Genomic DNA, 13721 nt, shown 5'->3' with positions numbered 1-13721 from the left:
ATCAGTTGAGTTCTACGATCTTACTGTTTTGGCGGGCACGCTGAACGCGTTCACGAATGATATCCGGAAGATCGGATTTTGGAATACCCTTTAAAATAGTTACCGGGTTCGTTAAATCGGTGGTTAATAAGGTTAGATTCATCAGTCCTAACAGTTGTAAGAGCAGATTGCGGGTAATAATATAGTCCTTCACACGGTATAATTCGAGGCTGTCCGTACGCCGCAAAAAGATTCCCGTGGCGATGTGCAGCACTTCTGCATCGACCGTATAAACTATCTTACGGATTTTCCAGTAACGGTAAAACGCTATTGTACTGCAAAACACGCTAATCAAAATAGATGCGGGCAAAAGGCGGTAAGCAAGGCCCAAAAAAAACAGTGCAAGCAGGTTAATAGGAAAGACCATTAATAAGGCGTAAATCGCTGATGGGCGGATGGTGATCGTATTCATGCTTTTGCAGTTTGAAAATGCTTGCGCCATATTTCCAGATGAATGTCAATGGCTTCATTCAGTTGGTCAAATACCTTGGTCATGGTAGCGTTATCTACACCAATGATCCTGATGCGATCTGCCGGTGGGCCTTCCTGTCCGCAATTGATATGCGAAATACCTAAGGAACCCAGCAAACGGTTATTCCTTACTTCAATACCTTTAAGCTGCCAAAGTGCGCGGCATTCTGCTGTTTTAAAAATTACGCCCTTGCTGATCACCAGCATATCATGGGTGAAAAAATACTGAACAGAGGTCAGGGCAATAAGCCGCCATATCAATAGGCCGGAAAGGATTAAATAGACCATTAACCATAGTAGATTTATACTATAAGCCATATACCCCGACGCAATGGTGAGTATCGTATAGGGTGTTAATTGCAGGTATATGTATTTGATCGAATGTTGAAAAGAGATCAGTGTCATAAGTTTTGCTGTTTTAATTGTTCAAAAAAAGTGTTGAAGTGCCGGGGCTTTTGTGTCCGGATTCCGGAGCGGATGCCCTTTGTTTTTTCAAATGCATTTAAGGTCAGTTGTTCTTCTGAAAAAGTGTGTCCTTCTATCACAAATCTGCCGTCGTCGCGATACCTGATTGCTGCTTGCTTGTTCCGGAGTGCCGTCGATACTTTAATATCTGACAGCCGGCCGAGAATATCCTGACCAAATAGTAAGGTGATCTTTCCCTGACTATGAGAAAAATTATTCCAGTGACAGCCAACAGCAATAAATTGTAACAGCGTCAGATCAGGAAAGGAATGGGCATGACAACTTAGAAATGAAATGGCTTCGATGGCTGAAAAACTGATAAAAACCAGCGGGCCGCTGCCTGCGATCCAGGGATTTACTGCTATCGGAACCCGGTGATAATTTATGCCCACATGCTCGAAGTCGTCCCCAAAGGCAAACAAAATACTGCCATCTGTAAGAACCTGATAAAAGGGCTCAAAAAAAAGCCGGACGTTCCGTGGAACGCCCAGCTTATTTAATAGGAAAGCCATTAACGTGACCGGCGGTTAAAGGTCCGCATTTTCGTGTCACCGCTCAGGTCAAGCACCGGCGCAGGTTCCTTTCCCTGCTGTTCCTGCATTTTCTGAACAGTTTCCTTATAGCCCTCGCTTAATTCTGAAGAAGCAGCATCATGTTTCTGTCCCACGAGCGCCTTAATGCCATGGAATAACAGGTAGGATATGCCGCCGTCGAAAACAATGGACGCAATCAGCATGAGGCGGTTTGAACGTATGCCGTTGCGGTTGGTGGCTGTGTACTGAACTTTGGTACCATCAGGTACCTCGACTTCTTTACCGCGGCTAAATTTGGCTTTCTGCTCCGGTGTCAGCGGGTGACCATTGATCTCATCCGGTGCCTGAACCTTTTCTTCGTCGGTTTCCAGAAATTGATTTGTTTCCGGGTCGAACTCTATGAGCACACGTTTTTTCTTGCCGTTGCCGTCGACGATTTCCTTTTCGAGGGTTAACTGGTCGCCGGTTTCCAGTGCCCAGGCTTCTTTTTCAGACAGGTATTCGGGTGCCGTGCTGCGCAGGTAAGTAGGATGAATCATCAATTCCGGTTTACCGTCAACCCCTGGCACCAATGAAATTTTCGCATTCAGTGAAGCGATCTTTATATCGGCATATTCGAGGTTTTCCAACTTAAGCATTTGGGTGCGGCGTCCGGACAGGAGGGCTTTACGGTCGGCTTCTTCCAATTTAATCCGCCCTTCAGCTATGAGGCCAATCGCCGACAGATCTTCCAATGGCAGATCAACCTCATTGAAGACTTCGTTATTCACCGTTTCCTCCCGCTTTTTTGTTTTTCACCGGCGTCCTCGTTAAGGTTCAGTTCAGGGGTTTCTTCGTACTCCTCGCTAAAATCCAAAACGTTGTCTTCGTCTAATCCGGTTTCGTCATGCTGTCTGAAGCTAACTACGTTGTCGGCCTCATTTTCCAACTCGTTCTCATGCTCATATTGCATGCTGTTGTCGTGCTCCTGATCGATGTTTTCAGATGCTCCCTGCTCTTTCGTTTGATCACGCTGGGTTTTCAAGCCTTCAATTTTTGCGCTCAAAAGTGAGGCGTAGATGCCGTCTCCGGGACTTGCCTTAAAACGGTTACCGGTAGACTTATCCATCACTTGCAAGTCTTTGCCGCGCAGTTTGCCCATCACCTCATATTGTTTTTCGTTATAGTCGATCACGTCACCTACAATGAGTATGCGGTCCTGCCTCGCAGCCTGGCGCTGCTCAGGCGAATTGATCAGGCCATGCAAATAATCGGTAATATACTGGGCATTATTGGCCGCCTTTTCGAGTTCACCCGGCATATTCAATGCCGTTTGATAAACGTCCTCCAGGTTAATCTGTGGTGCCAGTTGGGAGTATACACCAATATCGTTACCGATAAAGAGGGCTGCCAGCGCAGGTTTGGCCTGCTCTGCAGCAGAGATATCCAATGGATCAAAAAGTTCCTTATCCTGGCCTGCAAATTTTACCACTTCGTATAACAAAGCTGCCTGATATTCACGTGGCGTTCCAAAGCTGTCAGGTTCCGGCATGTAAATGATACGGTCGCCCGCGTCATAACCCGGCTCCCCGGTAGTGACTTCCACTTTGGCATTAGTCAGTTCGACCAGTTTGCTCAGTTGTTCCAATGGATCAGGTCTTGATGCCTCCCTACGTTCTTCATATTCCTTTAATGAAGGGATACCCTCAATTTGGGAGGCATTAAATACATATGCATCTGTCTCTACAGGGTTTGCAAGTTTGATCAGTTCCGTTTTAGGATTTCGGCGGCTATTTAGTTGCGTTCTGCCCTGATCATCCAAAAGTTGTACACGATCAGTTGTTTTCACAAAGCTGATCAGCGTTCCTTTAGAACCTGTCTGTACTTTCCAGCCGTTCTTGTTCGATGCCTGTTTGAGGGTCATCCAGCGTGGATCTCTCGGTCCCTGCATTGCCAGCCAAAGGGCATTCATGCCGCGGTAGGCTTTTCCTGTTGTTGGATTCACCGGCATTGCAAAGCCTGGAAGGTCAAAAGGGCTTTGCCTGTCGTTCATTTTTTCGATCAGGCGTGCCGCTGTCTGTTGATTTGATTGTTCACTCATAATTTTTGTTTTGATTGTTTGTAAATAGATTGTTCCTGCGCAAACCTCGCGCGACAATATTTGATCAGGTCCAGAGGCTGATCTTTCAGGTAATAGGTATGCTGGTTTTGTTCTATGGCAATAAACCGCCGCCCTTCACGGATAGCAGCCACCGGAAAGGTGCCGCTGCCGCAGGCGTTGTCCAGGATGACAGCGCCGGGCAGTGAAAAAGTTCGAACCAGGTATTGGCCAAGTGCAACGGGTTTTTGCGAAGGATGTACGGCTTTACCCTCGCTTTCCGCAGTCTTGAAATAGATCCAATCTTCTTCCGGCTCATAGAAAAGAACATCGGTAGGATAACGCCAGCCGGCGTTAGGATTGATCTTCCCATTGTAAGGACCGTAACAACCGCCTTTGTTCGTTAAACGGCTTCGCGCTTTGTAAGGCTTGCCTGGCGTCATCTGCGGTTGATACACAGGTCTGCCGGTATAGAATAGCAGGATATCTTCATGCTTTTTTAATGGCTGCCGGTTCGCCTGCAGAAAATTTGGTGCCTTGGATTTGATCCAAACCAGTTTATAACGGTACCAGTCGGGATTACTCGTGATCAATTCCCCGGTAAACCTGCCGTGTGCCGTTAAAACGACTATCCCGTTTGGTTTTAATAACCGACGGTATTGCAGCCATAGCTGCTGCATATTGATCGGCGTATCCCAGGGATTTTGTGTAGTTCCGTAAGGCAGGTCGCTCAATACCATGTCGACACAGGCATCCGGCATTTGCGCCATAACTTCCAGGCATTCTCCTTCGGTAACTTTTCCTAAAAATTCGCTTAGCTTTTTCACGGTCCGGGATTCCGATAAATAGTGTAGTAAAGAAACTTCAGCGGATTAAGCCAGCGGCTTCCATAATTAACGGCGAAGTGTAAATGCTCGCCTGTTACGACACCAGTCGAACCGGTAATGCCTATCGCTTCGCCCGCGTTCACCGAATCGCCGGGGGTGACTAGCCATTGCGATAAATGGCCATAGATACTGTTCAGACTGCTGCCGTGATCTATGGTTATAAACAGGCCCAGCGTAGGGTTATAGCGGCAGCTTTGCACGACGCCATCCAATACGGAAAAAACGGTATCTCGGTGGGCTGCAAGGTCGATCCCTGCGTGCAATTTTATCCGGTGATAAATGGGATGCAGCCGATAACCGAAGCCGGAAGTCAGTCGAATTTGCCGTAAAGGGAGGCTGCACATCAGCAAAATCCCCCAGAGTCTAACGGCCATAACTGTGTGCATTCGTTTGTTCCTGCTCAGCGGAATTTCCGATATCCAGGCTAAGTTTACTTTGCAAGGTTTCCATCGCCTTGTTCAGAATGCCGGGGTTATCAACGGCAAGCTGCATAGCTTCCTTAGCGCCTTTGCTGGTTCCGTTTTCAAGGAGCATTCCGATCCGGTACATAGCCTTCAGATCGGGAATTGCTATCTCTTTGGTGTTGGCCATGACCTCCTTATAGATAGCATTTGGATTTTTGAAAACAAGCAGGGCATCGCTGCTATAAAGAGCACGCTCATTCTTGCCAAAGGTGACATAGATATCATCCTTTTCGGTTTCCGCAAACATGATCATGCCCATTTGGCCCTGTTTGTTAACCGGGTCTTCGGTTAGTTCAGGATGGACCAGTACAAGGGTACCGGTCAGGTCATCTGTTTGATTCATTTTCTGTTATTTTTTAATTGCTCTTTCATCGTAGCCTTTGGCGTATTCACTTTTGGCGGCTGGTGTTTTTGGATGATATGGGCGATCTCACGGTTGATCCTTTTGAAATTGTCGGTCAATACTGCTTCTTTGTGATCACCAAAATCATAATAAACGGGGAGCGGCCTGTAGCCTGCTTCTTCTTTTTTAAGTTCATCGAGGTCGAGGTTTACCCGGCAATTGATCGATGAGGTTTCATAATCGCCGGTGTATTTTTCTTTGACATCAGCGGCGATCACCCCGACGAGTTCGCCGGCATTCAGCGTAGCAATCTTTCCCGCCGGTACAAGTGTTTCCAGTTTTTCGTTTAGGGAAGTCGAAGTTTTGTTCCGGTCGATGGAAAGTCCTTCGCTGATTTGCTTATTACGTCCTAATAGTTTTTCCAGCCAGTCGAGTGTATCCTTGCTCCGAACCGCGCCTGATAATACATTACCTGTTACCGAGGTAATGGTCGCAGCGGTTTCCTTCCCATATTGCTGCTGAAACTGCGGCAATTCCTGTAAACCCATCAGTACAGCAACCTTATTGGAACGGGCTGTGGCAATCAGGTTTTCAATCTTATGCACGAAAAGTGTCGGCAACTCGTCGATAATCAGCGCCGAGGGTTTGTTCCCTTTGCTGTTGATCAGTTTGGTCAGCCGGTTGATAATGACCGAATAACAGGCGGAATTAATATTTTGCGTCGCCGGGTCGTTGGCCAGAACCAGCATAGCCGGATGCGCCTTATCCGATATCTTCAGGTCGAAGTCATCCCCGGAAAAAACCCAATACGTCTCTTTCGTGGCCAGCCGCGATAAAAAGATCTTCAATGTGCCGACCTGGCCCTCTAACTGATCAAATGCCTTGTTCTTAAATGCCGAAACGAAAGGCGATAGCAGCGAGGCCAGTTCTGCCTGCTTGAACAAGGTTTGAAATATTTCCTCATAGCTGCGGTTTAGCAGGGCAAGGACATGCGGGAAGGATGAATATTTACCCTCCTCATAGCGGCTCATAAAATAGATACAGGCAGAAAGAAAGTTAATGGCGGACTGGGTAAAGAACTGGTCTGAACCGCCCGATTTGTCGCCTTTTTTCATGGCTTCTACCAATGCTTCGGCAGTTTCACCGGCATCAGCCAGTGTACGGATATACTCTTTTTTCCAGGGATTAATGCGCCGGCTTTTTTCTACCTCGTTGAGGTTTACCACATGGAAGTCATAGTCTTTCAGTTTGCCTTGCTGCCTGGCAAGCAGGTAGTGATAATAGGCGATCTGACCGAGGTCGGGAAACTTGAAATCGTATAACGCCAGGCAAAACCCCTTGGCAGTCAGTTGCCGGATAAATGGATTCACGATCGAGAAGCTCTTTCCCGAACCTGGGGTACCGATCAAAAGCGTTGCCCTGAACGGGTTGGTCAGGTTTATCCAGCCGCTGCGCACTTTACGCTTGTAATAGAACAGCATCGGGATGTTCACCGAATAATCCGTTGCTTCCAGCTTTTCCGGTTGCTGGAAACTTTCGCCTTCTACATTCCAGACATCTTTACCTAAACCGGAGCGTATCAGCTTGGAAATATTGTCCATGGCGATACTCGTCAGTAAAGCGCCGCCGGCCGACAGGATCATATAGATCAGATCCCACCAGCGGGTGTAAGCAAATGCCAAAGGACCGTCCCGCCCGTAACAAAAAAGGCTGCCGAAAAATAACAGCAGCCCTAATACGAGCGGGTAAACGATATGTTTTTTGGGTTCGAGATCGACTTCTTTTTTGGCAACAGTACCGATGCTGACCAGGCAGATCAGGGCTAAAGTGGCCAGTTTGCTGAAAACAAGGTTTTGATAAAAAGGCAGCAGGCTGATCCGGTACAGCGCGTGGTGAAAAATTCCCCATATCGGCGCCCGGATATAAATGAAAATGGCCGCTTCAAGAGCGACCATCACATAGATCAGACATTGCAGGAAGCCGTGAAGCTTCTGCTGTTCGCGTGTTTCTTCCATAAGTACTTGGTTTACCGGCTGTAAATGAGGGCAGCCGTTCTTCTGCATTATTGATTTAATGGCAGGTAAGACGGCTTAGGAATGCCGAAATGATTTAGCGCCCTTTTCTTCCTGAAATCTTTACTGTTTCACCAAATGAGGGTTGGATCTCTGCATTCATGGCGTCAAATTCCTTCTGAAAAGCCTGGCTTTCCTCAGCGATTTGCGCAGTTTGCATGGGCCTGACGCCATCAAGCAACTCATAACGCTTACCATCGTCCGTATCTTTAAAGAGAATAATAGACGACCGGTTTGCCGATAACCCGTTGCTATCCGTGGCTTTATAAACCAGGCTGGTTCCGTCCGGTAAAGTTAGGGGTATCGCCCGGCTGAAATCTGCCCTTTGTGCGGAACTTAGTTCAAATCCGTTGATACGGTCCGGGATTGCTACATCTTCGGGTGCATAAGAAATAAATTCACGGGTTTCGGCATCATATTCAAGGATATACTCGAATTGCTTAGACACATCGGGTGGCGCTACAGCAGTTGCCATCATGTAACGGACATGCAATTGTTTGCCATCCAAGAGGGCCTGTATGCTATCATCTTCTCCTGCAAATGGCAGCTTCGGTTTGTGATAAACGGGATGAACACGAATCAATGCCTGGCCGTCTCCATCCCGGTGCAATGATAATTTAGCGTCCATTTGTGCGATATTCATGCCATGGGATGTGAGATCGTGCAAACGCATCAGGGAGGTTCGGCGGCCGGAAAGCAATACTTCCAGGTCCTCCGGTTCGATCGTTAGATCGCCGTATTGATCATACAATCCAAGGGATCTCATTTCGGAGCCGCTTAATTCATAGAGCGCAAAAGAATTACGCATAAGAATGGAATTTTTGGTAAGAGAACCGCTTGTATGCGGTTTAAAAACATGCCTGGGTGATATTGAATGTGAATAATTCAACAGCTCTACCTGCCTACAGCTTTTCGGAAGTCTGGTTTTTCCGCTGTGTCCTCTTCACTGTTTAAGGACAACACATTGTCTTCATCAATATCCTCAACCTCTTCCTGATCATGTTCTACTATTTTCATCTGGCTGTCGCGAAGAGTCCCCGCGATTTTTTCCTGTAGCCTGGCAGCTTCAGCTTTCAGGTCTGCCAGTTCCTGCTCCTTATCAAACACTCGCTCCATAATGCCTTTTAAAACAGGTACTTCTTTATCCAGTACTGCAACCTCTTTCTCATATTTTTCTTTCAACGCTACTACACGATCAATGGCGCTGATAAAATACCGTGCCGCAAGTTTGGCATTGTCCACGTTTGGCAAGCCCCCATTGTAAAGGTATTTGATGCCGGATTTTGGACCCTCCGCATACAGGGAGTTGGAATATTTATATTCCATTAATCCATTGGTTTCAATGCCTTCCCGCTGCTGGCGGATATACAGGTCAAAACCGTATAAAGTACCGATCTGCTTATCTTCGGATTCGCCTTTTCCCGGTTTCCAGTTCCGGTACTGATCAATAATATACTTACCGATCTCGTCGGCGTCTGCCGAAGCCAAACCGGTGATCTGGATAGGATTGCGTTTGGTACCTTCATCGTCATAGGTAAGCAGGGCTTTATAATCAGCTTCATCGAGCGCCAGCTTATCTAAGGTAACGGCAATTTTGGCGCGCTCAACCTCCACATTTTCCAGGCGGATACGTGCCCTTGACACTTCTTTATAGTGCGCTGACCGCGAACCTTCCAGTACAGCGACCTTCTTGTCGATGCGGGTTTTATCAAGCAACGAGGTGTCACCGGAAAGGATGGCTATATATTCCGGAAAACTCATACCACTCTGCTCATCCATAGCGCCTTCGTCAATTGAACGTACGCTTAACTGGCTGTTCTTGATCTGGCTGATAAAGCGCTGTTTGTTTTGAAGCAGGTTGAACTTGTAGTTATCCAGTGATTTCTCGGTCGCATAAATAAAGCGGGGGACCTTGTTATCAAAGTGTTCTTTTGCCAGCCAGTTACCTTTCCGGCTGAAACGTCCGCCGCGCTGGTCGAGATCGGATGGCCGCCATGGTATATCCAGGTCGTGCATAGCTACGCCCCGTTCCTGGATATTGGTGCCGGTTCCCAATTTTTCCGTGCTGCCGATCATCACCCGGATGTAACCGCTATTCATCATACGAAACATCTCCGGGCGTTTCTTTTCCGGCCAGTCATGAATAAAGGAGATCTGGTTCGGCGGGATGTTAAAATCCCGTACCAGCTTTTCCTTCAGTGCATTATAAATATCAAATTCATCACTTTTTGGCGTACCAATATCACAGAAAACCAGTTGGGTACCCCTGTATTCATTGCTCAGGCGATAGAACTCATCCACCTTGCGCGCACAGGTGTTGACCTTATTATCGGGATGGTCGCTATAGGATTCCGCATCGATCAGGCGCATATCGGTCGCCATTTTTTTGGCGTAATTCGTCGCGATCAGCATCCGTGCCTTGTCTTCATCGTCGCTAAGCGGTTCACGGCCGATCAGCGAGGCATCGCCGGTTTCGGCAAATTCCATCAGTCGCTGAATGAAATCTTCCTGTTCCGGCGTAGGTTTGATGTTTACCAACTGCTCATCGAGCTCCGGCCTGTCCAGGTTGATCTGGTCGGCGGTTTTATAGTCGGTGATCTCATTATAAAAAAGCGCCAGTTCAGGAACTTTAACAAAGTGACGGAACCTTTCCTTTTGAATGATCTCGTTGGTGACGGAAAATTCAAAGTCTACCGTTTTACGGGCGTAGACCGCCGCCCAGCCATCAAAGTTCTCGATACGCTGGCGCTCCAGTTCCTTTGGCCGCAGGTACTTAAAGATGAGGTACATCTCCGTTAAGCTGTTAGAGATCGGTGTGCCGGATAAGAACGTGACGCAGAGGTCGGCATCGAACTTCTTTTGCAGTGAGCGGACAGCAAAAAGCATGTTGAGCGCCCGCTGGCTACCTTGCGGATTGCCCAACCCCGCTACGCGGTTATGCCGGGTGGTAAAGGTGAGGTTCTTGAATTTATGGCTTTCATCCACAAATAAGTGGTCTATGCCCATGTCCTGAAAACAGATACCGGCGTCCTGCCTGTTTTCAATTTCGAATACCGACTGCGCAAGCGCAGCCTGTAGGTTCGCCTGTCTTACCCGTAACCCTTTCAACATCTTACGGGTGATCTCGGCGCCCAATAATTCCAGGGTCGCCAGGTCGCGTGCCACATTATCCAGTTCATCCTGTAATATCTCACGCTGGATCTCAGGGTCCTGCGGGATCTTCCCAAATTGTTCATGCGTCATGATCACACAGTCCCAATTATTGTTCTTGATCTGAAGAAAAAGCCGTTGTCTTTTGCCCGGCGAAAAATCATCCTCGTTCGGCGCCAGTATCTTTGCGTTCGGGTACGCGCGTCGGAACGTATCTGCGATCTGGATCACATTGGCTTTCAGCGCCAGGATGGACGGCTTGGAAACAATGCCCAAACGCTTCATCTCGATAGCGGCAACGATCATGGTGAGCGTCTTTCCCAGGCCCACTTCATGATCGATAAGGGCGCCCCTGTTCTGGATAATGCGCCAGGCCGCGTTACGCTGGGAATCGTATAAGGCCGGTACGCCGACCGCTTTCAGGTCAAGGCCAGGAAAATTGAGGTGGCTGCCGTCATATTCCCGTAGTGCATAGCAGTTAAATATGTTATTATACTGCTTCTCCAAAAAGAGCTTTTCCTCGGCCGGCAGCTCCTTCAGCCAGTCAACAAAACGCTCGCGTATGATCTCTATCTTTTCATGCGCAGCCTGGATAGCTTCATTGTCGGGTAACCTGACCTCTTCGCCATCGCGCGTTACCTTATAGCTAAACGTAGGGTTCGTATTTTCAAGGGCATGTTCCAAAAGGGTATGCCCTTTCATTTTCTGCCCGGACCTCGGCATGATTGAAAACTCGCCGTCAGTGATGGCGTTACCTCCTGAATATCCGACTTTGAAGGTATCGAGCGAAGGGAAATACTCGACCTCGGTTTTCAATCCAAACAGTTTGGTTGCAAAACGCTGGTAATAATCTACCGGTATCCACCGCTCACCCAGGTTGAAGTCCAGTTCCAATAATTCAAAGGGAATGGCTTCGGGCTGCGCCCGCTGTATGGCTGCAAGGCTGCGCGCGATCTGCAAATGGTCGGAATTTTCCTTCAGCGCAGTTTCCGCTTCGGCCAGTTTTTGAACCACGTTGCCGGATAAGTAACGGTCAGTGGTTTCCCATGCCTGAACAGCAGGATTATACAAGATCTGTTTTTCAAGTCCCGATATCACTTCCTGTTCGGTAAGACCCGTTACGCCGGAGATATAACCGAGGTCAACGAAGCCTTTGTCATTCAGGCAGCGGGCCAGCGCTTCAGCGGGGTCGTCTGTTTTTAAGGCTTCCTGTCGCGGAAAGACGGGCCCATTCAGGATATCCGCTTTTACAAAACGGTCGGCCTCGCGTTTTTCCAGTGAATAAAGTGTGCTGAAGCCGAACGCCGGGTCATTCAATATCCTTGACCGGTTAAACGTCCGGTTCAGGTCCCCGTAGGTTTCGGTAAAAGCCTGGTAATGCTCAGTCAGTGCTGCGCGCAGCCGTGGCTGTTCCGTAAGCGTTTGTGATTCGGTATTAAACAGTTCGATGTAAGCATCGCGTACAAGGATATAGGCTTTATAAAATGCACGCTGATCCTGTTCCTCGAAGGGAAAAAATTCAGCTTCCGTTTCTCCCGGTGCACCGATCAGGCCGGCCTTGTCGCCATGTACAACAAGCGTATCCTTAACATAAAAAGGTTTGAGGTTGCGAAACCCTTTTGGCTTTTCAGGCACGAGGCCAAAGGCAGGTTCCAGGCTGCGGTCGCCTTCATAAAGGTAATCGTAGCCAAAACCCTTTAGTTTCGCGGACAGTATTTTAAGTTCATCCGGCAGGACCGTTCCGGTCAGCCATTTGGCAGACACTTTTACCTCTGCCGCATTGGAATACTGCTTGTAGAGATAACGGCCGGTTGATCTTGCACGGGCCGTCAATAAGACCACTGTATCATGTTCCGGCCGGTCGGTAGTTCGGATCGTGCTGATGATACGCGCAGAGGAAGGAACTACTGTCGCCTCGTCGGTGTCCGATAAATACGCCTGGGCTTTCCCTGCCGGCTGCGGTGCGGTATCAAAAAGGCCAAGCTGGGCGACAACATTGGTTTCTTTAGGTACCGGGACATCCAGGAACGTGAATTTTTTGGTTTCTGTTTTTACCGCTTCATTGCGCTGTTTCAGCTCACCTTTTTCAAAGCCAAATTGCTGTTGCAACGTTTCAAACCGTACCTTATCAAAACGGGCGTCTATATCGTTGGCCAGTTGTTCGACCATAGCGGGAAACAGCGCTTCCATATCCCCGTTATGCCAGATGACCCGCGCAGGCTTGCCATATTGATTGGTGCCCTCAGCAATTTCGTCGGCCATGATCAGCTCCTGGTGACGATGAACATAGGCGTTTAAAGGGTAAATGCCATTTTCACTACTCTGCTCAACGGTGGATAATAACAATTCCTCTGCTTCGGAAAAGCTGTCCTTGTGGTCATTCTTTTGCACCAGTAACAGGTGCGTTGGCGCTTCCACGTTCGCATGATCTTTCATCAGGTTGTCCGGTAGGATCAGCAGGCTGACAAAGTCTGCCTGCGTAAACAGGTATTTGCGTGCCATGGCATTACCCGGCGTATTCAGAAAAGCATCCGTAGTCAGATAGGCCAGCAGTCCGCCGTGCCCGATCTTGTCTAATCCCTTGGCAAAAAAATAGTTATGGATACGGTCACTGATGCTGTCGTTACGAAATGCCGGATCGAAAACAGATATATTGCCGAACGGGATATTGGAAGCGATCAGGTCGAAACGGCCTTTTTCATCGGCAGGCGTTTCTTCTAATCCCTTTACCTGAACGTCAATCGGTACGGCAAGCGATGAACAGATGGCCGAAAGCACTTTTCCGGTGAGGGAGTCCTTTTCAACCGCCGCGATATTTTGTAGTTCGGGTAACAGGCGTGCCGCTTCGGTAACGAATATTCCCGCTCCGGCGCTTGGCTCATAAAGGCGTTTGGGTAACAGGCCCCGGTCACCGAGGGCGGTATAGATCGCCCTCGGTACAAGGTCCGGCGTATAGTAAGCGGTCAAAGAGCTATCCTGCAAGTCATCAAGTGCCCGCTTATAACCGTAGCTGCTTAACTTATCTTTCAGTAAGGTATGCAGTTCCATTACCTGTGGGTAAAGCCGCAGGTCGGCTTCAGAAGCGTTCATTTTTACCCACTCGCCGCGTTCACCGGCCGGGTAGAGCACGGCTTTCAGCCCGCCGAAGCCGGAATACGCTTTTAATGAATCAATTTCGGCATTGCTCAGGCTTCGTTTACCATCCCAATCTAACACGATG

12 protein-coding genes are annotated in these 13721 nt (G+C 48.4%); 1 reads left to right on the top strand and 11 read right to left on the bottom strand.

Going from position 1 to position 13721, the window contains the following annotated elements; genetic code table 11:
• Position 1: 1 nt before the first annotated feature.
• Genes G7092_RS02025 through G7092_RS30940 form a run of 7 tightly spaced genes read right to left on the bottom strand, consistent with a single transcriptional unit; the run spans position 2 to position 4684 of the window.
• Positions 2-451, bottom strand: a complete 450-nt coding sequence (locus G7092_RS02025) for a PH domain-containing protein (RefSeq protein ID WP_166085703.1) — start codon at positions 449-451, stop codon at positions 2-4.
• Positions 448-915 carry a PH domain-containing protein gene (locus G7092_RS02020; protein ID WP_166085701.1) on the bottom strand — a complete coding sequence of 156 codons (468 nt, stop codon included), beginning with the start codon at positions 913-915 and terminating at the stop codon, positions 448-450. The genes G7092_RS02025 and G7092_RS02020 overlap by 4 nt, the downstream gene beginning before the upstream one ends.
• Positions 912-1487 carry a hypothetical protein gene (locus G7092_RS02015; RefSeq protein ID WP_166085699.1) on the bottom strand — a complete coding sequence of 192 codons (576 nt, stop codon included), beginning with the start codon at positions 1485-1487 and terminating at the stop codon, positions 912-914. The genes G7092_RS02020 and G7092_RS02015 overlap by 4 nt, the downstream gene beginning before the upstream one ends.
• Entirely contained in the window at positions 1487-2278 is a 792-nt protein-coding gene (locus G7092_RS02010; protein ID WP_166085697.1) for a DUF4099 domain-containing protein, read from the bottom strand. The genes G7092_RS02015 and G7092_RS02010 overlap by 1 nt, the downstream gene beginning before the upstream one ends.
• Positions 2275-3588 (bottom strand): ArdC-like ssDNA-binding domain-containing protein, encoded by a 1314-nt coding sequence (locus tag G7092_RS02005; RefSeq protein WP_166085695.1) that lies wholly within the window; start codon positions 3586-3588, stop codon positions 2275-2277. The genes G7092_RS02010 and G7092_RS02005 overlap by 4 nt, the downstream gene beginning before the upstream one ends.
• Positions 3585-4412, bottom strand: coding sequence for a DNA-methyltransferase (locus G7092_RS02000; RefSeq protein WP_202985196.1), 828 nt, complete (start codon positions 4410-4412; stop codon positions 3585-3587). The genes G7092_RS02005 and G7092_RS02000 overlap by 4 nt, the downstream gene beginning before the upstream one ends.
• Positions 4409-4684: a M23 family metallopeptidase gene (locus G7092_RS30940; RefSeq protein WP_369074285.1), complete on the bottom strand. Its 276-nt coding sequence runs from the start codon at positions 4682-4684 to the stop codon at positions 4409-4411. The genes G7092_RS02000 and G7092_RS30940 overlap by 4 nt, the downstream gene beginning before the upstream one ends.
• Here G7092_RS30940 and G7092_RS30580 point away from each other — a divergent pair.
• Positions 4589-4801 (top strand): hypothetical protein, encoded by a 213-nt coding sequence (locus G7092_RS30580; protein ID WP_235953759.1) that lies wholly within the window; start codon positions 4589-4591, stop codon positions 4799-4801. The genes G7092_RS30940 and G7092_RS30580 overlap by 96 nt on opposite strands.
• 34 nt (positions 4802-4835) lie before the next feature.
• On the opposite strand, the gene G7092_RS01990 is transcribed toward G7092_RS30580, so the two are convergent.
• The 4 genes from G7092_RS01990 to G7092_RS01975 form a co-directional block, all read right to left on the bottom strand.
• Positions 4836-5279 (bottom strand): hypothetical protein, encoded by a 444-nt coding sequence (locus G7092_RS01990; protein ID WP_166085690.1) that lies wholly within the window; start codon positions 5277-5279, stop codon positions 4836-4838.
• Positions 5276-7294, bottom strand: coding sequence for a type IV secretion system DNA-binding domain-containing protein (locus G7092_RS01985; protein ID WP_166085688.1), 2019 nt, complete (start codon positions 7292-7294; stop codon positions 5276-5278). The genes G7092_RS01990 and G7092_RS01985 overlap by 4 nt, the downstream gene beginning before the upstream one ends.
• Before the next feature lie 94 nt (positions 7295-7388).
• Complete coding sequence (locus tag G7092_RS01980) at positions 7389-8117, bottom strand: DUF4099 domain-containing protein (protein WP_166085686.1); 729 nt, start codon at positions 8115-8117, stop codon at positions 7389-7391.
• 128 nt (positions 8118-8245) lie between these two features.
• A complete protein-coding gene (locus tag G7092_RS01975; RefSeq protein WP_317169998.1) occupies positions 8246-13717 on the bottom strand; it encodes a helicase-like domain-containing protein in 5472 nt (1823 codons plus the stop codon).
• Positions 13718-13721: the final 4 nt, after the last annotated feature.

The sequence above is a fragment of the Mucilaginibacter inviolabilis genome (assembly GCF_011089895.1).
GTDB lineage: Bacteria > Bacteroidota > Bacteroidia > Sphingobacteriales > Sphingobacteriaceae > Mucilaginibacter > Mucilaginibacter inviolabilis.
This window is presented reverse-complemented; position numbering and strand designations above follow the sequence as displayed.